Source organism: Rhodopirellula sp. UBA1907 (genome assembly GCF_002337565.1).
Lineage (GTDB): Bacteria > Planctomycetota > Planctomycetia > Pirellulales > Pirellulaceae > Rhodopirellula > Rhodopirellula europaea.
This window is the reverse complement of sequence record NZ_DDGH01000055.1, coordinates 80,971-102,107: the sequence shown is the minus strand read 5'-3', so window position 1 is coordinate 102,107 and position 21,137 is coordinate 80,971. Positions and strand designations below refer to the sequence as shown.

The following is a 21,137-nucleotide window of genomic DNA, read 5'->3' as shown; positions in this document are numbered from 1 at the left end:
CACGGTGGGGACCACCGTGCTACAGGAATGCGGCTGAGAGCCCTCTGGATTCTCACCGGGCGGCTCGCGCCACTCCGGTAAGACAAACGGAACTCGAAATCACTCGTATTCGCGGACTTGGCGTGCGATCGCGGCGGCCAGTGCGTCGCGGACGCTTTCGATCGTGATCCGGTCGAAAATCTGCTGGAAGAATCCACTGACGATCATGCGAGTGGCTTCCTTCTGCGTGAAGCCTCGGCAACGAGCGTAGAAGATTTGCTCTTCGTCGACCTTGGCCGTCGTGCTGCCGTGGGTGCAACGCACATCATCAGCTTCGATTTCCAGTCCGGGAATCGAGTCGGCTCGCGAATGGTTGGACAGCACCAAGTTGTCGTTGCGCTGGTAACCGTCGGTCTTCTGAGCGACCTTGTCGACCTTGATCATCCCACGCCACACGGTGCGGCTCTTGTCCTGTTGAGCGGACTTGTACAAGAAGTCGCTGTGGCAGTTCGGCGCCCGGTGGTACTGCTGGGTGTGATAAGCCAGATGCTGACGGCCTTCCGTGAACATCACACCGTTGACTTGGCAATTGGCACCCTCGCCCACCATGTCGACCGATTGATTGACCTTGGACAATCCGGACCCCATCGCAGCGATGGTCCATTGCAATTGCGAGTCGCGGTCGATGTTGGCTTGTTGGTGCGCGAAGTGATACGTCTTGTGGCCCCATTCTTGGACGTTGACGTATCGCAGATGCGAACCGGGTTTCTGGATCAGCTCGACCGCACCCATGTGCAAACCGGCTGCTTCTGGATTGGCACTGTTGCACTCGTGAAGAACGGTCGCTTCGGCGCCGTCTTCCAACACGATCAATGTGTGAGCCGTGTCGGTTCCGCCGTCGCTCAGCGTTGAACCGAGGTAAATCGGTTTTTCGATCACAACGCCACGGGGCACGTACAGAAATTGACCACCGGACCAGAACGCAGCATGCAGTGCGGCGAACTTGTCGTAGTCAGGATCCACGACCGTGTAGAGAAACGGGCGAACCTTGTCCGGTTGTTCACGGCACAGACGTTCCAAGCTGCCGAAGATCACACCTTTGGCGGCGAGTTCTTCGTCAAGCGATTCGGAAATCACTTGGCTGTCGTAAGTTTCCAAAACTCCGCCGGGTTCCACCCCATCACGAAGTTGGTGAACAGCGGGGACATCGCCTGCGGTCGCTTCGACGGGCGGAGCGAACTTTTTGATTTGGAAGGTTCGAATGTCCGTGCGGATCCATTCTTCGCTACGACGAGCGGGCCAATCCATCGCATCGGCATGCGAGAAGGATTCCCGTCGCAGGTCGGTCAACCATTGCGGTTCATCTTTCCGCGATGCGAGAAAGGCTTCGAAGCCAGCGGCATCGAACGTGAGGGTTGAGGTGGTGGTCATGGAGAAAAAATGAAAAGGGTGTTTTGCGGTGTTTAGTGAATGGAAGGTCGCTAGGAAAAGCCGTTGAGAAAGACTCGGGTGTCAATCAACCTCGTTCTTTGCGAACTCGGCGGGGACCGCCGAGCTACATGTTGTGGTGGGCAACAGATCGTCTTAGCGGAGCGGCGCAAGCCGCCCGGTGCGTCACCGGAGGGCTCGCGCCCTTCCGCTATCAGTGCGCCGTTTTCATGTGCGACCAAGTAAAGTCGCGAGCGGCGAGTGTTGGCGGGTCGGCGATGAATTAGCCGACGCTGCCTTCCATTTGCAGTTGGATCAATCGGTTCATCTCGACGGCGTATTCCATCGGCAACTCTTTAACGAGCGGTTCGATGAAACCGTTGACAATCATCGTGCTGGCTTCTGATTCGGTCAGACCGCGGCTGAGCAGATAGAACATTTGCTCTTCGCCGATTCGCGAAACGCTGGCTTCGTGACCGATCTGGACGTCTTGTTCCGCGATCTCGATGTAGGGGTACGTGTCGCTGCGGCTTTCGGGGTCCAGGATCAACGCATCACAGACGACATTGTTCTTGCTGTTGTGAGCCCCCGGTTCAACGCGAACCAAACCACGGTAGCTGCTGCGACCGCCGTTTTTGCTGATCGATTTGCTGATGATTTGGCCCGTTGTGTTCGGAGCCGCGTGCACCAGCTTCGCACCAGCATCTTGGTGTTGACCAGCGGACGAGAACGCGATCGAAAGGATCTCGCCACGAGCACCGGGTTCCATCATGTGAACGGCGGGGTACTTCATCGTCAGCTTGCTGCCGAGGTTCCCGTCGACCCACTCCATCGTCGCGTCCTGGTAGGCGTAGGCACGCTTTGTCACCAGGTTGTAGATGTTGTTGGCCCAGTTTTGGATCGTCGTGTAACGACAACGAGCGTCCTTCTTGACGATCACTTCCACGACCGCACTGTGCAGCGATTCGGTTGTGTACATCGGAGCGGTGCAGCCCTCGACGTAGTGGATGCTGGCACCTTCGTCGACGATGATCAACGTTCGTTCGAACTGCCCCATGCTCTCCGCGTTGATACGGAAGTACGCCTGCAATGGGAATTCGATCTGCACGCCGGGTGGCACATAGATGAACGAACCGCCGGACCAAACCGCGCTGTTGAGAGCCGCGAATTTGTTGTCAGTCGGCGGTATGACTTTGCCGAAGTACTCTCGCAGCAATTCAGGATGATCGCGAACCGCTGCGTCCGTGTCAGTGAACAAGACGCCCTGCTTGGCGAGGTCTTCTTGCAACGAACCGTAGACGACTTCGCTTTCGAACTGAGCCTTCACACCGGCCAAGAATTTCTTCTCCGCCTCGGGAATGCCCAATTTGTCAAACGTGTCTTTGATTTCTTGGGGAACATCGTCCCAAGACTTCTCGGACTGGCCGGTTGGTTTGAGGTAGTAGTAGATGTCTTGGAAATCCAAATCCAGCGCGCCACCCCATTTGGGCATCGGTCGCGATTCAAACTCGGCCAGTGACTTCAAGCGGAACTCCCGCATCCAGTCTGGCTCGTTCTTGATGTCTGAAATTTGATTGACAACATCCGCGTTCAGGCCTTTTTGGGCCTTGAAGACACCGGTGGTTTCGGTGCGGAAATTGTACTTATTGATTTCGCCGATTTGGTCGTTTTCAGTGACGTCGGTCGCCATAGGTAAAGCTCAGTAGGCGTGGTGTGGAGTCTGTTTCGGTAGGAATCGTCGCTGTCGATCAGACGGCGGTTTCTTCAGCCAACATTTCTTGGTTAGCAGCTTCGGCCTCGGGGTACGACTTGCGGATTCGGTCATAACCATGCTCGTGCAATTCCACGGCCAATTCTTTGCCGCCGGTTTCAACCAAACGACCACCGAGCATCACGTGTGTGAACTCGGGCGGGTTGTGCACCAACAATTTGTCGTGGTGCGTGATGATCAAGAGACCCATCTTTTCGCGGCCGATGTCGGCGATCGATTCGCTGGCCAAACGCACAGCGTCGGCATCCAACCCAGAGTCGGTCTCATCGAGAACCGCGAATTTAGGTTGCAGCATGGCGAGTTGAAGGATCTCAGCTCGCTTCATTTCACCGCCGGAGAAACCGTCGTTGACATAGCGGCGTGCGAACTCAACATCCATACGCAGGTGAGCCATCTTCTCTTTCAGTTCCTTGCGGAATTCCCGCATCGGAATCAGCTCTTCGCCTTCTTTGCGATCCGGGTTGCGAACGTTGGTCGTTGCGTGACGAAGGAAGTCAGCCATCTTCACGCCGGGAATTGCCATGGGACGTTGGAACGCCATGAAGATTCCGGTGCGAGCACGCTCGTCAGGTGCCATCGCAAGGACGTCTTCGCCGTCCAACGTGATGCTGCCTTCGGTCACGGTGTAACCCGGGTGACCCATGATCGCCAAACCGAGCGTGCTTTTGCCGCTTCCGTTGGGTCCCATCAGGGCGTGTGTTTCGCCGTGTTTGATCGTCAGGTTGACCCCACGCAGAATCGGTTTGTCGCCGACGGAAACGTGCAGGTTTTCGATTTTCAGGATGTGATTCATGGCAAGACAAGCCTTCAAGAGATAACAGTTGGTCGTATAGCGAAATCGGTGAGTCTGGTTCTCTCAGCCCGATTCGGAATTGGAGGGTGAATTGGGTTCGTTGTCGGATTTGGTTGAAAACTGGCAACACGAGTCGCCGTCCATCCGGCAGCTGCTCAGATGGACGTCTTCGCCCAAGGCTTCGGACAACATTTGTTCTTCGAGTCGGCACATCGACCGGTCGCCCGCCGCAGCGGTCAAACTTGGATAGGGACATGCCTCGATGTCCAAAACCGGCAGGACACCGTCTTGTTGAGAAGCCGGCTCGATCAGCGAGGCCGAAATCTCCTTCGTTTGCAGCATTGCCGTCAATCGCTGCATCCGTTCTTGGAACGAATCTTGGTTCGCGTCAGTTTGCTGGCACGAACACGGCGGCTTCTTTTCGTCGTGAACCACGACGCCATCAGCATCGCCTCGCAACGCCGCGGCAAATTGACGCCCCAGTCGAGACGCGATCGCGGTAATCAATTGTTCGCGAACATCACCGTCAGCCATCGCGACGATCTCCGCCCACATGGCCTCAGCCAATTCGGTCGCGTCCGCACCCGCTCGGCGATAACCCGCGGGCGTCAAAACGTAGTGGTATGTCGGCCGACCACGACCAGCGACGACTTTCTCTCGAGCGATCAACCCAACCTCGAGCAACCGTTCGACACGCTGCCGAACCGCCGTCGCGGTCACGCCCAATTGTTCCGTCAAATCACCAATCGACTTCGGCTTTCCACTGCGAAGACAAAGCAACAACTCGCGATCCACGCTCCGAACCGCTGCTGCATTCACCGCCGGTTGCGATCGCGGAGGAACCACCGAAATGGGGCCTTCGGTCGACGTGTCGGTGGTCGATTCAGAAGTGGAAGGAGATGTTGCCATACCTCCAGTATTCCAATCCTTTGATTTTTGACAACCGTTCTTGTCAAAAATACATAGAGAACCCCCTCACGGGAAATTCGCCGTCTCGCTAGGATCTGGGCGGTTTGTGGGCGATTCTGTCTTCCGAACCGATTGGCGGGGTCGAAAGTGGCCTCCAATTTTTCTTCGACACCCCCAGATGAGTGGATTTTTTGATGAAAGCCGTCGCGGTCAAGCCGGGAACTCCCAACAGTGTTCACATGCAAGAGATCGCTCGTCCGTCGGTTGACCAAGTCGCCGACGGCCTGGGTGTGCTGGTCAAAGTCTTGAAGGTTGGCGTCGACGCGACCGACCGCGAAATCAACGACGCATTGTATGGCAACGCTCCTGACGGAGACGATTATTTGGTCATCGGCCACGAATGCTTTGGCATCGTCGAAGCCGTCGGCGAGAACGTCAAACGAGTCAAACCCGGCGACTACGTGACCGCCACCGTCCGCCGTCCTGGTAACTCGATCTATGACTTGATCGGCACCAACGACATGACCAGCGAAGAAACCTACTACGAACGCGGCATCAACCTGCGTCACGGTTTCTTGACCGAGTACTTCGTCGACGAAGAAGAATACATCGTTCGCGTGCCACAAGGCTTGCAACACCTGCACGTCTTGCAAGAACCAATGAGCTGCGCGGCCAAAGCCGTTCACCAAGCCTACGAAGCTCAACGCCGGATGAAGGTTTGGAACCCCAAGGTCGCTTACGTCTTGGGTGCCGGACAAATCGGTTTGCTGACCACGTTGGTGTTGAAGCTTCGCGGACTCGAGGTCTTCACCCTCGCACGCGGTGAAGCTCCCAACCTGAAAGCTGAAATCGTCGAGGGAATGGAATCGACCTACGTCAGCACCTCGCAAACTTCGATGACGGAATTGGTCGCCAAGACCGGTCGCCCTGATTTGATCGTTGACGCAACCGGCTTCAGCCCGCTGGCGTTTGAAGCGATGGAACACATCGGTCACAACGGCGTCGTGGTTTGGACCGGCATCACCGGTGGCGAACGCAAGACCGAAGTTCCTTCGGACAAGATCAACTTGGAATGGGTGCTCGGCAACAAGCTCTTGCTCGGCAGCGTCAACGCCAACCGCGGCCACTTCGAGATGGGAATCCGTGACCTCGCACTCGGTGACATGATGTTCCCCGGTGTGCTGGAAAAAATCCTGACCAACCCGGTTGATGGCCTCGACAACTACAAAGAGATGATGCGTTTGTTGGTCGAAGACAAAGATGCCCTGAAGGTGTTCGTCAATGTCGCAACCGCGTGAACGATTGCCGCTCAGTGAGATCGACTCGGTTCGCCGAGTCGTCTTGTGCTACCCCGCCCTGCCGCGACACATCGAACAACTCGAAACAACGCTCGCGGAATTGAAAGCGGACCCGAACTGCCAACTCAACCACGATGTCGAAGTCGTGGATGCCGGTCAGGAACGCATCGACGAATTGCTTCCAACGGCAGACATTTTCATCGGGCACGCGAAGGTTCCCGTCGACTGGGATCGCGTCTTGGCGGCCGGACGTTTGGGTTGGATCCAATCCAGCGCCGCTGGCCTGGATCACTGCCTCGTTCCCGGCGTGATCGCGAATCCGGACATCATGGTCAGCAGTGCCTCGGGACTGTTTGCACCTCAAGTCGCCGAGCAAACATTTGCGTTATTGTTCGGCGTTTTACGACGCATTGGGCTGTTTGAACGAGCCCGTCCCAAACGTGAATTCGTTCGTCTCCCCACCGACGATCTCCGCGGAAAGACCGTCGGCATTGTCGGTCTAGGCGGCAACGGGCGAGCCATCGCGGCCAAGCTGGCACCATGGGATGTTCGTCTCATCGCGACGGATTTTTACCCGGAAGACTGCCCGCCCGAAGTGGAAACGCTTTGGCCAGCCGATCGCGTCAACGATCTGTTCGCGGCCAGCGACATTGTGATCCTGACGCTGCCGCTGAACTCATCGACTCGCAAGTGGATCGGCCCCGAACAGATCGCCGCGATGAAACCAGGCGGCTACTTGATCAACGTCGCTCGCGGTCAGGTGCTCGACGAAGAAGCCTTGGTCGATGCATTGCAAAGCGGTCACTTGGCGGGCGCCGGCGTCGATGTGACGTACACCGAACCGTTGCCCGAAGACAGCCCGCTGTGGGACGATCCCAATGTGTTGATCACACCACACGTCGGCGCACAATCCGCTCGCCGAGTCGATGACTCAAACGATTTGGCGTGCGTCAATCTTCGACGTTACTTCCACGGTGAAACGATCATCAACCGAGTCGACAAGACACTCGGATTCCCTCACCCAAACGATTCGCACGCAGCCTGGGTTCAATCGAGATCATGAGCAGTTGGCGAGAGACTCTTCCTGGCGATGCGATCCTGTTCCAAGGCGACCACGCGGAGGGTCCCTTGCTGATGCCGCCGACGCATCAGGAATCGTTTGTGGAAGAATTCAATCGCACCTATCGATCCATCAATCTGTCGATCACGGTTCGACAACCGGACCCGAACGATGACTCAACCGATGCGAAGTCGACCTTGCAAATCCAGCAGGCTCAATCGAGCCAGCAATGATTAGACGGGAGCAGCCATTCGACTTCCCAGTAGCCGGGTTCGCCAGAATTCGGTTCTGTCACGGCGAGAGACGCTGCATCACCCAATCGTTTGAGTCGGCGTTGTCGCGTTTGTAAACCAAACGATCATGCAACCGGCTCGGTCGTCCTTGCCAAAACTCAAAGCTCATCGGCGTCACCGCATAGCCGCCCCAGTTCTCAGGCAATGGGATCTGGGTGCCTTCGGGATAGCGAGCTTTCAATTGTTCCAGCGATGACTCCATCGCTTCGCGGGAGTCGATGACCGAAGACTGCTGACTGACGTGAGCTCCCAGTTGGCTGTCACGAGGTCTCGAATGAAAATACGTTTCCGACATCTCACGCGAGACCTTGTCCACCGTTCCCTGGATGCGGACTTGGCGTTGGCAATGCGGCCAAAACAAGCACAGCGAAACCCGCGGGTTGGCTCGCATCTGCGATCCTTTGGTCGAATCGTAGTTCGTATAGAAGAGGAACTTTTTCTCTTCAACTCCCTTCAAAAGAACGATGCGGCTGGTGATATCGCCGCTGGGACCGCTCGTCGACAACGTCATCGCATTGGGCTCGAACCAGCTGGGAACGTCCTCCAAGGCTTCTTCGAACCAGGATTGGAACTGAACCAAAGGGTCAGATTTCGCGTCGTTTTCATGGAGTCCTCCCAAGGAGTAGTTCTTTCGCATTTGGCCCATGGCGGGTGGGATAAAATCGCTCATAGCTGTTTGAGACCGGAAATCAGGGGCTTTTAGAGAACTCGGGAGGCCGCGAAATCGCGTTTGGCGCGCCGCTTGCCTATCTACTCAGCAGTCTTCACGGGTGACTGTCTTTTTGGCAACCACCCTCGTCTCCGTCCATTTGGAATTCACATGCAAAACGTTCAAGCGGGTAATTTGCTGGTCAGCTCGACATTGGTCGATGGCTCGGTGCTGAACCAAGCGGTTTGCCTAATGGTCCACGAAGACTCCGAACACGCCATTGGATTGATGCTCAACCGCCCCATGCAAGCCATGGCGGGTGCGATCACCATCCAAGGGAATCCGCAAGAAACGCCGAAAATCCCTCGCTGGAACGCGGAAGATTTGGACGAGACATCCGAAGCCGATGGCACCATCGATCAATCATCCGATTCGACAGATCCCCCAGTTTCGGGCGTTCCATCGGTTGTGATCTCAGGCGATCAGAAGGACCAATTGGCCCAGCAACTTCTCTCAGGAAAGCTTGCAAACGGTTCCTCACTGCACTTTGGTGGACCACTGTCGGGACCAATCGTGGCCGTTCATTCGAACCGCGAATTGGCGGAAGCCGAAACCGGCGAAGGCATCTTTGTTGCCGCTCAACGCGAAAATTTGGAAGCGTTGATGAAGTCCAGCGACCTTCCCTACCGGTTGATCATCGGCCATTTGGGTTGGACCGCCGAACAGCTCGAAAATGAGATTGAAGAGGGGATTTGGCACCGAATTCCAGCCACTTCCGATCTTTTGAAGTCAGATGACGCGATGATGTGGCCTCGTATGATCCGTCGTGCGACGGCAAATTCAGTCGCTCGTTGGCTGGATACGACTGACGTTCCTGGATCGGCCGAGTTAAACTGACCGTATGAACCGACCTCGAACAGACCATTCCGACGATACAGAAAAGCCGTTTCGCATCCAGAAACGACGCTTGGGCCGCATCAAAGTCATCAAGCCCGAAGGCGAATACGGCTTCATCGACTCGGACGATTTCCGCGAAGACGTCTTCTTCCACTTCAAAGCGTGGGAAGCCTACAACGGCGAGACCTTCGACATCGATTCCTATGTCGAATTCGAATTGGATGATGACCAATTCGATGAAAAGAAACGTCTGCGTGCAAAAGTGTTCCGTCCCACCGACCGTCCCGATGGCAAAAAGCTATCGGCACGCGACGCGACCTTTGATCTGGTTTACCACCATCCCAAAGCCCGACGTCGCCGCCCAAGCTGGCGCGACAACCAGTCCTGATCAGCGACGAAAAAGTTCGCTGGTCACGATGGATTCAATCAGCCGGGCGGTCGGGTAGTCCTCGGCCTTCAGCGGCATCAGAATCGCATCAACCGCTGGACGGTCGGTCGGTTCCATTCGTCGACCGAGTGCATGTGTTAGCAACCGTTCGGTGACGGTCCGAGCGATGAAATCCTTCCGCTCGACCAGTTGCTGCTTCAATCCCTCGGGACCATCAAATTTGGCACCACCGGGAAGTTCGCCGGACGTAAAGATCGGTCGCCCCGATTTGATGTTGTAGACCTTCCGCGACTGACCAATCGCGTCGAAGCCTTCCATCGCGAAACCAAGCGGATCGATCTTTCGGTGACACTGAAAGCAAGTCGCATCCTCACGATGTTTCAACAGCTGATCGCGGATCGTTTTCGCACCTCGCGTATCAGGCTCGATCGCCGGCACGTCATCTGGTGGCGGCGGCGTGGGAGTGCCGAGAACATTTTCCAGCAACCAAACCCCGCGAGTCACGGGCGACGTTTCGATGCCATTGGCAGAAACCGTCAAAATACTGGCCTGGCCTAACAATCCACCGCGACCAAGCTTCCTTTGAACAGGCGACTGTGCGAAATCAAAGCGGCGGAATTCAGAGGCTTTGTCCGGCGGGAAGTGTTCATCGACTCCGTAAAGCTTGGCCAAATCGCGATTGAGAAAGGAATGCGAAGCGGTCAACAATTCGTTCAGCGAAGCATCTCGATCGATCAGGTCTCGAAAGAACATTCGAGTTTCCGTTTTCATATCGACTTGCAAATCGCCGGAATAGAAAGCGGCAAACTCCCTTGGATCCGGCGGCATCGATCCGAGCGAACGAAGATCCAACCAGTTGTCGAGAAAGTCGGCCACAAACTCATCGGACTTCTCTGAGGCGAGCAGTCGTCGGGTTTGTTGCCGCAGAGTTTCGGGATCATTGAGCTTTCCCTCATCAGCCAATTGACGCAGTGTGTCATCGGGCATGCTCGACGTCAGGAAGTACGATAAACGCTCTGCCAATGCATGGTCTGAAAACTGTCCGTCTTCCGTCGTTGATGTTTGGAAATACAAGAACGAAGGGCTGCAAAGAATCGCTTTGGCGGTGTCGCCATAGGCCTGATGCGACGAGCGTCCAAATGCTTTTCGTGAATCGAAAAACGCAACCAAGCCTTCAACCTCGGTTTCAGTAACCGGACGCCGGTAGGCTCTCGATGCAAATCGTTCGATCCGATCCCGCACTTCCGAATCGGTCCAATGTTCTTCGCCGGTCATGTCGCCGCCGAATAAAGCCTGCTGACTCTCAGTAGGCCATTTCACATCAAGCGGCCCGCGAACCTTCACCTCATCAATTCGCAAATGGGGAAGTGTCCCCTCACTGATGATGGCAATGCGTTGTTCAAAGATTCCCCGCGTGTCGCGAATTTCTTGAGGAAGCAAATTGAAATGCATTCGGTAGATACGGGCGAACGATCCACGGACATCATGCATTCCGTTTTCAAATGTGAATCTCGGAACGAACCCTTGATCCAGCGGGACCTCAAATCGGATCCACTCGAACTCTTTGTCCGAAACGACTGATTCAGCCAGCAAGGGTTGGATTGGTTGCCGGTGCGGCATGTCACCGATCCGCGAATCACCGGGTCGGATTCCCAATCGAAACGGTTCTTCCAAGTCGATTTTGACCGCTCGTTCGCTGTACTTTGTATCTCGATGCATTGCTTTCGCATGCACCCAGACCTCATAAACACCATCGACCGGAACGCCTCCAGCAAACGCTTCGATGTGACCGTATCCACCCTCGGTTTTGTCGTTGAATGGATGATCGTACAGACACAGATATCGATTGAGAAACGCGCGAGCGTGGGCCGTCCGTAATTCCGCTTGTTGCGGGAACTTGCGATGGAATCTCCATTCCTGAGTGCTGGGTCGCTCGTTTGGACCGACGGCTTTGGCGACACACTGTTCGGCCGCATCGAGGTAGCGTTCCAACAAATGCCCGGACATGACCAACGTGTCACCAACATTGTCAAAGTGTTCCGACAAATTGTCCGCCGGAAACTCGTGCGTCGGATCGAACATGGTCATGTCGATCTTCAACAGATCAGAAACCGTTTCTCGATATTCGCGACGGGAGAGTCGTCGCAACACGGTGCGACCGTTGGTGCTGCTTGATTCCAGACGCATTCGAGTCAATTGCTGAGTCAACGCGTCGATCGCGGCCAAGCGATCTTGCTCGGACGGTTGGTCGCCATCTTCTGGCGGCATCGATCGAAGCGTCAACTGATCGATCGCTTCCTGCAACGCCAGCTGCGTGTCCCAGTGCGAATCGCCCAAATTGAGTGACTCGAAGTCTCGCTCACCCGCCGGATCGTCAGCAGTATGACAATCGATGCAATAGTTCTCGAGAAACCCAACCGGGTCGATCGGCTGAGCTTCCTTCGCCAGCGCGGCACCACACGGTTGCAACAAAACGCAGACGACCAATAGCCGAAACACATGCGACGACAGCATCACGCCCAACCTCTCAACGTTCCGGTGCTGGTCGCGAAAACATCGGTTTCGACTCCGAAGTCTTGCAGCATGGAGACGAACAAATTTGTCAAAGGCGGACGGTCTCTTGCTCTCTCATCAAACGCCAGCAATCGCCCGTTCTTGCCACCACCGCCGGCGACGACTAGTGGCAAATTGGAATTGGTGTGAGAATTCGCATTGCCCATTCCGCTTCCAAACAACACCGAAGTCTGATCGAGCAACGGCCCGTACTCATCATGGGTGCTCGCCAGTTTATTGACGAAGCGAGTGAACTGTTCGACTTGGTAACGTTCGATCGCGACCAGTTTATTGATGTTCTCTTGGCGTTGCCCGTGATGCGACAAAGCGTGGTAGCCACCTTTGATACCCAGATCATTTGGATTGAAGTCACCACCAATTTCAAGCGTCGCGATTCGTGTCGAGTCAGTCTGCAACGCCAGCACAATCAAGTCGTACAGCAACGGCAAGTCTTCGACGAGATTGCGATTCTTCGGAGAACCAAACGGAGCTTCGGGCTTCGGCACGTCGATCCAATTTCTACGCAGAGCCAATCGTTCCTCCACATCACGAACCGAAGTCAGGTACTCGTCCAACTTGTGGCGGTCCTGTTGGTTCAGTCGCTTCTTGAGGTCGTTCGCGTTCCAATGCACCAAATCCAAAATCGAGTTCTGCAGTCCGATGCGATCCGCAGCGGCTTGTTTCTTTTTTGGATCGGTCCCCACAAACAATGTTTCAAACAATTGCTGTGGTCCAGGAATCGGTGGCACCCGCGTTCCACTTCGCGTCCAAGAAAGTTGACACCCGCCATGGATCCCCGATTCACTTCCGATCGTCAGCGTCGGAAACCTGGTTTGCCCAGAGACCGACTGGGCCGCGAACTGGTCAAGCGTGATATTGGCCATTGGCATCGTGTGCGCGTCGACTTGACGAATACCGGACAAGAACGCATGAATCGCGAAGTGGCCGCCTTTGAGTCCATGATCGAGCCCGGAGATAATCGTCAGTTGATCTTCAATCTCAGCGAGCGATTGGCTGGATTCGCCGAACCGCATCTGATGATGTTCGACCAAACCTTGGCTGACTTGTGTGGTAGACGATGAATCAGGTTCGGCTGACTGCTTGGGCCAAAACGCATCCGGATAAAACCCCAACATGTTGCCGATGCAGACCATACGACGTTTCGCTTTGGTCCGCTCCGGTTTGCGTTTGTCGTCTTCCGCAGACGCATCATGGACTGACAAGGATGCAAACGCCGGCAAGCCCACCGAAACACCCGCGGCACGCAAAACATTTCGTCGAGAAAACGAACTCATCGCTCTTTCCAAGGGAGACACATCTCAAAACCGATCGCCCAGTCTACCAGCGATGACGCAAGGCGATGAAAAAACGTGCGGCTCGTATCAATGCTGCCCACCACCGAGTCCGGCCCGTCAACCGGGAAGCCAGCCTCTCCCAGCGAGTTGGCGTCAAGCAAACAAATGCGGCTGGTTTTCCCCAAGCGGATTCGCTTGAATCGCCATAGCGATTCGGACAAACTGAACACAACCCAACGGGGGGAGACGCCAATGAGAACAAGTTCCCGTTCGCTGAGAACAAGTCTCCGTAGAGCCCAAACACTCGACTTGTTCTCACCAACAAACCGGCAAAAACACCCCCAAAATCCATATTCCAGTCGGTCCGACGACTGAGAAACAAGTTCACTCACGATCACGAACCCAACCTAGAAAGCCAATGCGAAGTCTCCTGACAATTCTTTATGCGATTGCGTTTGTGGTCGGCACTGGCTGCGATTCCGGCACCGCAAATCCAACCGGCGTTACTTCCGCTGAGCCGCACAAGGAAGGTATTTCCCATCGGCAAAACCGCGAATTAAATGACCTAGTTGAATCAATGAGGAACGCCCTGGAATCGCGAAACGACGAGAGACTGCAACAACTCTTCTACACTGAAAACCAACCTGAAGAGCTAACAGAGATTTTTCGGCAGCAGATCAAGACATTGGTCCGCAACGATAAGATTGCGTTTGATGAAGTTCGCGTTTACGATTTTGAGGAACACCACCCTGATCCGCCATTGCCAGGGAAATTCAACGAATCCCAGCTCGAATTTCTCAAGCCACCTACCCATTGGATAATCGCAAACATGAGCGGCGGAGATGGTAAAGCGACGTTTTCATTGGATTTGACATTTCCGGCATGTCAGATCGATGATGAGTGGATGTTGGTGGGGTCGAAATACAGCGAGGAGTGAACAATCCGATGCACCCGAGTCCGCGAGTCGGGGCGTTTCGGCAATTGAAGGTCACCCGCGCGGACCGGGTGATCGGCGACGTTATCCACCAAGAAAAGTGCTCGCAATCCATGATCAAGTTCTGCCCGCATCTTGCATGCTGTGTTCTCCTCGGCACCATCGGTTGCGAAATGCCTGCCGATGATGTCGCCGCTTCGACACAACACGAGCTGTCTTTATCTCAATCGTCAGTCGGAACAATGGAAGAGACTATCGTCGGCACATGGAAAGACGTGGAAGCAGACAACGTTGATGCATACTTCGCTGACCAGACTATAAGTACCGTGATTGACGAGGTCATGGAAATCCCATTGTCCGATCTCGGATTTGCCGACGGCTCACTCTCCATCCATGTCAAGGCCAAAGCAAAGGGCCAGTGGTCTCTAGATGCTGACAAGCTAACTCTCGAATACAGTTCGGTTTCCGATGTCACTGTAGGCAAAGCAACGCTGGACTCGGATTCGCTACTTCGGAAATTCGGGCCCGAGTTCGTCTCGGAATTCGTAAACGACTTCCACAAAGAATTCGAAGCTGAACTCCCTTCATCACTCTGTGACCAGCCGATTCACCGCACCGTACTTTCGATCAACGGCAAAGTGCTCGTCACACTAGATGAGAGCAACGGCGAAATTGAACAGCAGATACGAGTCAAGGAAGACATGTGAATTCAAACCCGAAACGCAATCTTTAGAGCGTTGAAAAAACGAAAGGTTTTTCAACGCCCCCTGGCGAAAGACCGACTGAGCCCACCAAATTGTTTGGAGCTTCAAATCCCAACAACTCAGACGGACTCAGCCAGCTATGGCACATCTTACCTTTCACCAACGCGTTGTCATCTCTGTTACGCAACGAGACGGCAAGAAACAGAAAGAGATCGCGGAAGCAATTGAAGTATCTCCCTCCACGGTTTCTCGTGAACTGGCAAGGAACCACGTCACTGGCAAGCACTATCATCCATTGCATGCTGAACGCCGAGCAAATTTCCTGAAGAAGAGACCATCGGTCATCAGCAAGTTCGAGGACCCGGAGCTCTTTGAGGTCGTGTCTGAGAAGCTCGCTCTCAACTGGAGTCCAGAGCAGATCAGTGGGTATCTTTGGAAGCAGGCTGGCAAGCATCAAATCAGCCATCAAACGATCTACAAGTATCTTTGGTCTTTGGATCGAAACCACCCAATTCGCAAAGCGATGCGGCGGAGTGGGCGTCGCAATCGCAAGCAAAAGCCGGGATTCATTCGCAAACAGGCTGCCGACCGTGTGTCAATTCATGACCGCCCAAAAGTCGCCAGCAACCGGAAGCGGGTTGGCGACTGGGAGTTCGATCTCGTGGTCTGCAAGAAGAGCACGGGCTACTTGGTAACCGCCGTGGACCGCAAGACCGGCTACACATTGGTTGGTCGCTGCAAAAAGAAGGCATCGCGTTTGGTAATGGATACGATTCGGTCGATGTTTAAGAAGGTGCCGAAGAAATACATCAAGACAATGACCTTCGACAATGGCACCGAATTCTTCTACCATCGATTGCTTTCCACCTGGTTCAAAGTCAAGGTGTTCTTCGCCGATCCATACTGTAGTGGCCAACGAGGGACCAATGAGAACACCAATGGTCTTCTGCGTCAGTACTTTCCAAAGGTAGTGGACTATGGCTCGATCAGCTGGCAGCAGGTGCGCAAAGCCGCTATACTGCTAAACCTACGACCTCGTAAACGTCACGGCTATCAGACACCGGCGTCGCTCTTCCAGTGACTTCGCTAAAAATTACGTTTCGGATTTGAATTCACAAAGGCGGCGAACCATGAAATGCACGGGAGAACGGGTGGTCCGTTTTCTCGTCTGCTTGCGAGTCGTTCGCCCGTTCCCCGTGATTTCTAACGTTCGCCAACTTAAATGACTATGGCTGTATCAACTGACGTCACTCTTCCAAAGCTAGTTGCTCCGGTTTTCCCGGAACTATGCATCGTCTGTCACGCACTGCCCGACTCATCAACCAAAATCACCAAGAACTCCCAGCATTGGCTCGCGACCTTCTTTACCCCGATCCTTTATCTGTTCGGTTGGTCGAGAACAGAAATACCAATTTGCAGGGGATGCAAGCCTCGCTTCTACCTGCAACGCTGGGGACGGACGACGATTTGTTGGGCGATTGCCATCGGGGTATTGTCCGTTGCCTGGCCCTACTTTGACGACTGGGGTCGCCTGACCAAGAAAATTGCACTTGCTGGATTGGCGATCCTAGCAATTGCACCATATATCGCGTTCGAGGTTTTCTGGCCACGCTCTTTTGACACTACCGCCGAAGGTGGGAAGGTTACGTATGAGTTCGCATCCCAGGCATACGCGTTACAGTTCTATCTCCTCAACCGCGAGCATGTCACCAAGTCAGATATTGATTTCGCTCGCGCGGACGGACGATAGATGTGTCGATCGCAGTCGACGGTCGGTACGTGTCCAATGGCTGAAACTACGATTTGCAACTTAAGTTTCGGCGAACCATGGGATGCACCGGAAGACGGGTCGTCCGTATCCTCATCTGCTGGCATGTCGTTCGCCTGTCCCCGCTGATCACTACCGTTCGCCGACTGACATGAAACGACCACCAGAGTTCGCCCTTTCTTCGCTGCTGTTGGGTACTGGATTCGTCGCCCTTGGCCTTTCAATCGCCATGAAATTCGGCGCGTTTGGTTTGCTCTTTTCGGCCATCACGACGTTGGCGATACTGCTGTTGTTGCTTATAGCACTTACGGTAATGAAGTTGACATCGCGCACCGTCGCGATCAGTAACCAAATTGCCAAACTCGCCGCGACGTATATCACGCTGATTGCCCTCTACTTCGCGTCATACGGGCCGGCCACTTGGCTATTTGCTTCTTTCTATACACACGACTCGCAGCCCCAGATGCTACGCCGCATCCACCGCATGATTTACTCACCGGTGACACGCTGCATCGTCGATTCCCCTGTCAAGACGATCAACGATGTCGGGGCATCCTATCTGAATTGGTGGCTGCCCTCTGATGTCGAATTTTACCGCCGAGGCCGAAGCATTGGTTGGTATACCGACTCGAAACTAAATCCATCCGTTGGCACTACCATTGGCATCACACCACCACTGATTTCCGAATAGCGGATAACCATCGCGAACAGGATAGGGGCCCGGGACAGGGGACTGGCTTCCCGAAGGAAGCGGCACCCCACAGGATCACGCCCATGTTGGGCGTACTGCACACTGAGCGGTGGTGGAGACCAACTTCGCTTCCCAATCACACTCCCCGCCACCGCCAGGTGACGCTGAACGTTCCCCGATCAAGCTATGATCGTCGCCACTACTAAACGACTTACGCTTCGACACGCTTCACCTGACGACGCGATTGCAATGCGATCGGTGTTCTGTGATGCGGAGGTGATGCGATACGGTGACGGACCACAAACAGATGGTTGGATTCGGTCGTGGATCGCCCTGATGAACCGCAACTATGATGAACGCGGATACGGACTCTGGATTGTCACGAAAATAGGTAACCCACGAGCCATCGGCTACTGTGGGCTAACGTGGTTCCCGAATATCAACGGTCGCGCGGAGATCGAAGTCGGATACCGCCTGGCTCGCGAATATTGGAACACTGGTTTCGCAACGGAAGCTGCTTTGGCGGTTCGTGATCTTGCATTCATTTGCCGTGGTTTGGATCGCCTAGTTTCGATCATTGACCCAGACAATTTTCGTTCGATTCGTGTCGCGGAGAAACTGGGGATGAAATACGATGGTGATGTGCTGCTCGACGGATATACTCACCCGGATGCTGTCTACGCGTGTCACCGAGACGAAGACGGGGAACCAAGCGATGAACCGAAGTCGCGGAGTTGACGTTTTTGACAATCGTGAATCATACGCCGCGACTCGGTTATCGCGACCGCTATCTGATAGAGATGGATGCCGAACACTCCTAATCCGTGGCACGATCCAAGGACGCTGATTGCAATCGGCGGGTTGACCGTTGGCATCCTGGGATTCTTGTTTGGCCTAATTCGTGACAAATGGTCTCGCCGCGAGTCACGGCTTGATGCTCTCGGTAAGATTCTGCATCCATGCGTGCGTGCTGCCCAAGACTTGATGCGAGCAAACAATGCTCGAAGGAAGGCGGAGCAGCTGAAGCACTCGTTTCCCAAGCCGAAAGATCCTGTGCTTCATGGCGTTGAGTCGCCTCCTCGGTTTCCGCAGCAGACTAATGAAGTCGTTCATCACGTGAATTCACTAATTGACGACTACGAACGCCACAACAGGTCGTCGGAGACAAATTTCCGAGATGCGGAGTCAGAACTCGCTACAAGACATTTTCGGTTTCCAACACCGATCACCAAACGGCTAAAAGAACTTCACGAAACGCTTGGGGAATTGGGGCGGCTTGTGAACGCTGGGTTCTTCGACAAGGCAGATCTGCAGATCGCAAAATTTAGGGATCAGTACAATGCGATCAGCGACACGGCTAAGGGCTGGAGACTTGCGGATCCACTCGAGGGGATCCTGCGACACTTCCGAAGCGAAGATTCGCCGGGTGAACATCGATCGGAATTTGAGCTTACACAAGACGAGATGAACGGTGTGCTTGAACTAATTCACAAACGTGCGACGACCCAGGCACAAAACACGTTTGCAGTCCATCCACCACAGAAAATGATAGAGGATCCGACGCTAGTTGAATCTGACGATGTCATTGACGAGCTCAAAGACTCCGTTTTCACGATAGTCTTTCAAGATGGGACGACGAAGATGCTCTCGCTACCAGAGCTCATGGCATTCAATTTCAATCTAATCGTTCTCGCACACGAAACCGAACAATTGACCAAAATGGTTGCTGCTGCAAAGCCGACAGTCCCAACAGAGTTTAACGTTTCCTTTCAGTTCTCGATGCAGCAAATAATGACGACGGAAACTGTTAAGGTGCTGTTGAGCAAGTTCCCATTTTCCGATACTCCCAGCGATGGCTAAGTGGACAGATCTCCAATCAGGATTTGACTTCGCGTGGATGCGACGGTTGAGTCACTTTCGGTTCCAGTCTGCTTCGTTCGTCGCGGTTCAAAACGCGTCGCCTAGCCGAAGCTCAAGTCCTCTGTTCAAGATGCCCGGTGATGAACGCCGAACGGCCCGCCTGTTCTCCTTGGAACTTTGCGTCTGATTCCTGCCCTCCGGTGAAGGTTCTGGTTCGTTCCAAGTGCGACTCTTCGGTGGTTGGCCATGTGCTCGGATCCTAGTTGGAGCAATCAAAGGGGACGGAGTTCGTTTAACCATACTTGTGCACCGGAGAAATTCGGTAGTCCCCACGACGGCCCCGTCCGGGGCGACCTGCTGGGTTCTGTCATCGGTCTCGGGGCTTCCGCCCCGAGCTACGGACGATCGCCCCATCCGGGGCGAAAGGGAAACCCGATGAAGCCGGCTCCCTTTTTAGAAAGCCTCCAAAACGCACGAGGTGATTTCCGTCGTATAGGGAGGCTTCACCATTCCTCCGCGAAGATTCAATCGGACCGGCCTCGTCAGCTGCGAAAAGGGGACGGAGGTAGTTCTACCATTGGTCTGCACCGGAGCTCTGCAGTGGCATTCTTGCTACCGGATCGTCGGATGGTGCCTGCCAGCGTTTTTCCGTTCTCCCTCCCGAGGACGATCCGATTTGGATCGTCATTTCACCTTCCTGATTCATGGGCTACTTAATGTCGTAGTACATCGGTCCGTGTTCAGGGCGGATGCCCTGTGAGGACGGCGAGATGTAGCTGACCTCGATCACACTCTTGGAGTTAGCACCTCATCGGAGCGGTCAGCGGCTCAGTTTGCGGTGTATGGCCGCTACCCAATCAGAAGGTCCAACCCAGCGAGCGCCACCGACCACATCACCTCTTCGACTTTTACCTTGCTGTTGCCGCTCATCGCCTCGAGAAACGACATCGAGTCGGTGTCTGGATGGGCGAAACGAAATACCCCCATTTGGTGGCGTGGGCCGAAAACACGACCTATCGTTTTAGGATCAGAACAAACTTGACCCGAAGCGAGCAGAATGATGAAACAATTGATTGGATTTGTTGGCGCCGTCACCATCTTGGCATGTCTGGCGATTTGGATGCCTGAGTACATGGAGGCTCGAGAAAGCCGGGGCGGTCATCGGGTCAATGTTTTGTCAAATCAAAGCGGTGGAACATCGGACCCTGAATTCATTGCATTCTGGGAATCGATTCATCGGGATCGACTGCTCGACTACGTTGATCGATACAATGAGACCGGACAGGTTGATCTGGACTCGCTCTCGAAGTGCGCCGATTTTGATGCCTATTCGGCCTACTTGCGAATCTCGCAATTGGAGTCCGTCAAGAAGTTTGAGTATGCACTGCGTTTCACAGACAGCCTGTTGGAATTTCAAGACCGTTTGACGCGTTGACTTGTGGCGTGTGTTGGGGGGCAAGTTGCCGGGGGCGATAAAGGGGGACGGAGTTCTTTTAACCAAATCGCTGCACCGGAGAGCTTCGGACGCATTCTTGCTGATGGATCGTCGGATGGTGCCAAGCACCATCGTTCGGCTCGATAAGGCCCGAAGGGCCGATACATCCATTGCCGGGGTCGTCAGTCCCGGATCGATGAACCGCCCAAAACAGTCCCCACGACGCCCCGTCCAGGGCGACCTGCTGGGTTCCGTCATCGGTCTCGGGGCTTCCGCACGGAGCTACGGACGACGGCCCCGTCCGGAGCGGAAGTGGGGAAACGCGGTGAAGCCGGCTCGTCTTCCCAATAGTCTCCAATACGGAGGTCGTGCAGTTTTGAAGTGCCGTGCTCGCAAGGTTGAAACCATCCTCCTGAACGCAGTTGGGGAGGG

General features: G+C 54.6%; 20 protein-coding genes and 1 pseudogene. 13 read left to right on the top strand and 8 right to left on the bottom strand.

All coding sequences use genetic code 11. From position 1 onward, the window contains the following. Positions 1 to 99: 99 nt before the first annotated feature. The 4 genes from sufD to B2R17_RS12160 all read right to left on the bottom strand — a co-directional run bounded on the left by sufD (position 100) and on the right by B2R17_RS12160 (position 4,880). Entirely contained in the window at positions 100 to 1,410 is a 1,311-nt protein-coding gene (gene sufD, locus B2R17_RS12175; RefSeq protein WP_008668534.1) for a Fe-S cluster assembly protein SufD, read from the bottom strand. A 280-nt stretch (positions 1,411 to 1,690) separates the two neighbouring features. Next, entirely contained in the window at positions 1,691 to 3,097 is a 1,407-nt protein-coding gene (sufB, locus tag B2R17_RS12170; protein ID WP_099263375.1) for a Fe-S cluster assembly protein SufB, read from the bottom strand. A gap of 58 nt (positions 3,098 to 3,155) precedes the next feature. Next, positions 3,156 to 3,971, bottom strand: coding sequence for a Fe-S cluster assembly ATPase SufC (gene sufC, locus B2R17_RS12165; protein WP_008654728.1), 816 nt, complete (start codon positions 3,969 to 3,971; stop codon positions 3,156 to 3,158). A gap of 63 nt (positions 3,972 to 4,034) precedes the next feature. Further along, positions 4,035 to 4,880, bottom strand: coding sequence for a helix-turn-helix transcriptional regulator (locus tag B2R17_RS12160; RefSeq protein WP_286764192.1), 846 nt, complete (start codon positions 4,878 to 4,880; stop codon positions 4,035 to 4,037). Between the two features lie 182 nt (positions 4,881 to 5,062). Between B2R17_RS12160 and B2R17_RS12155 the strand changes: the two genes are divergently transcribed. Genes B2R17_RS12155 through B2R17_RS12145 form a run of 3 tightly spaced genes read left to right on the top strand, consistent with a single transcriptional unit; the run spans position 5,063 to position 7,471 of the window. Continuing rightward, positions 5,063 to 6,178, top strand: a complete 1,116-nt coding sequence (locus tag B2R17_RS12155) for a glucose 1-dehydrogenase (protein ID WP_008668539.1) — start codon at positions 5,063 to 5,065, stop codon at positions 6,176 to 6,178. Beyond that, the gene (locus B2R17_RS12150; protein WP_286764191.1) at positions 6,162 to 7,241 is read left to right on the top strand and encodes a D-2-hydroxyacid dehydrogenase; all 1,080 of its coding nucleotides are present in this window, start codon (positions 6,162 to 6,164) and stop codon (positions 7,239 to 7,241) included. The genes B2R17_RS12155 and B2R17_RS12150 overlap by 17 nt, the downstream gene beginning before the upstream one ends. Next, positions 7,238 to 7,471, top strand: coding sequence for a hypothetical protein (locus B2R17_RS12145; RefSeq protein WP_008668542.1), 234 nt, complete (start codon positions 7,238 to 7,240; stop codon positions 7,469 to 7,471). Before B2R17_RS12150 ends, B2R17_RS12145 begins: the two co-directional genes overlap by 4 nt. Before the next feature lie 58 nt (positions 7,472 to 7,529). Here B2R17_RS12145 and pdxH read toward each other — a convergent pair whose 3' ends face one another. Next, positions 7,530 to 8,201, bottom strand: coding sequence for a pyridoxamine 5'-phosphate oxidase (gene pdxH / locus B2R17_RS12140; RefSeq protein WP_008668543.1), 672 nt, complete (start codon positions 8,199 to 8,201; stop codon positions 7,530 to 7,532). 150 nt (positions 8,202 to 8,351) lie between these two features. On the opposite strand from pdxH, the gene B2R17_RS12135 reads away from it, so the two are divergent. Together B2R17_RS12135 and B2R17_RS12130 are read left to right on the top strand one after the other, a co-directional pair. Further along, positions 8,352 to 9,077, top strand: a complete 726-nt coding sequence (locus B2R17_RS12135) for a YqgE/AlgH family protein (protein ID WP_286764190.1) — start codon at positions 8,352 to 8,354, stop codon at positions 9,075 to 9,077. A gap of 4 nt (positions 9,078 to 9,081) precedes the next feature. Next, on the top strand, positions 9,082 to 9,465 hold the full coding sequence (locus B2R17_RS12130; protein ID WP_008654737.1) for a cold shock domain-containing protein: 384 nt from the start codon (positions 9,082 to 9,084) through the stop codon (positions 9,463 to 9,465). On the opposite strand, the gene B2R17_RS12125 is transcribed toward B2R17_RS12130, so the two are convergent. Together B2R17_RS12125 and B2R17_RS12120 are read right to left on the bottom strand one after the other, a co-directional pair. Next, a complete protein-coding gene (locus B2R17_RS12125) occupies positions 9,466 to 11,979 on the bottom strand; it encodes a DUF1592 domain-containing protein (protein ID WP_286764189.1) in 2,514 nt (837 codons plus the stop codon). Then, positions 11,979 to 13,313, bottom strand: a complete 1,335-nt coding sequence (locus B2R17_RS12120; RefSeq protein ID WP_286764188.1) for a DUF1552 domain-containing protein — start codon at positions 13,311 to 13,313, stop codon at positions 11,979 to 11,981. The genes B2R17_RS12125 and B2R17_RS12120 overlap by 1 nt, the downstream gene beginning before the upstream one ends. Before the next feature lie 418 nt (positions 13,314 to 13,731). On the opposite strand from B2R17_RS12120, the gene B2R17_RS12115 reads away from it, so the two are divergent. The 7 genes from B2R17_RS12115 (at position 13,732) to B2R17_RS12085 (ending at position 19,270) form a co-directional block, all read left to right on the top strand. Next, positions 13,732 to 14,250, top strand: a complete 519-nt coding sequence (locus tag B2R17_RS12115; RefSeq protein WP_286764187.1) for a transposase — start codon at positions 13,732 to 13,734, stop codon at positions 14,248 to 14,250. Positions 14,251 to 14,294: 44 nt separating this feature from the next. Beyond that, a complete protein-coding gene (locus B2R17_RS12110; RefSeq protein ID WP_286764186.1) occupies positions 14,295 to 14,954 on the top strand; it encodes a hypothetical protein in 660 nt (219 codons plus the stop codon). A 136-nt stretch (positions 14,955 to 15,090) separates the two neighbouring features. Further along, entirely contained in the window at positions 15,091 to 16,032 is a 942-nt protein-coding gene (locus tag B2R17_RS12105; RefSeq protein WP_286764185.1) for an IS30 family transposase, read from the top strand. Between the two features lie 141 nt (positions 16,033 to 16,173). After that, positions 16,174 to 16,701, top strand: coding sequence for a hypothetical protein (locus B2R17_RS12100; RefSeq protein ID WP_286764184.1), 528 nt, complete (start codon positions 16,174 to 16,176; stop codon positions 16,699 to 16,701). Between the two features lie 169 nt (positions 16,702 to 16,870). Then, entirely contained in the window at positions 16,871 to 17,410 is a 540-nt protein-coding gene (locus B2R17_RS12095) for a hypothetical protein (RefSeq protein WP_286764183.1), read from the top strand. Positions 17,411 to 17,596: 186 nt separating this feature from the next. Beyond that, positions 17,597 to 18,148 (top strand): GNAT family N-acetyltransferase, encoded by a 552-nt coding sequence (locus B2R17_RS12090; RefSeq protein ID WP_286764182.1) that lies wholly within the window; start codon positions 17,597 to 17,599, stop codon positions 18,146 to 18,148. Between the two features lie 66 nt (positions 18,149 to 18,214). Continuing rightward, entirely contained in the window at positions 18,215 to 19,270 is a 1,056-nt protein-coding gene (locus B2R17_RS12085; protein WP_286764181.1) for a hypothetical protein, read from the top strand. A 709-nt stretch (positions 19,271 to 19,979) separates the two neighbouring features. Here B2R17_RS12085 and B2R17_RS28500 read toward each other — a convergent pair. Continuing rightward, a pseudogene (locus B2R17_RS28500) lies at positions 19,980 to 20,200 on the bottom strand (transposase); the annotation flags it as partial. A gap of 127 nt (positions 20,201 to 20,327) precedes the next feature. Here B2R17_RS28500 and B2R17_RS12080 point away from each other — a divergent pair. Then, positions 20,328 to 20,705 carry a hypothetical protein gene (locus B2R17_RS12080; RefSeq protein ID WP_286764180.1) on the top strand — a complete coding sequence of 126 codons (378 nt, stop codon included), beginning with the start codon at positions 20,328 to 20,330 and terminating at the stop codon, positions 20,703 to 20,705. Positions 20,706 to 21,137 lie beyond the last annotated feature (432 nt).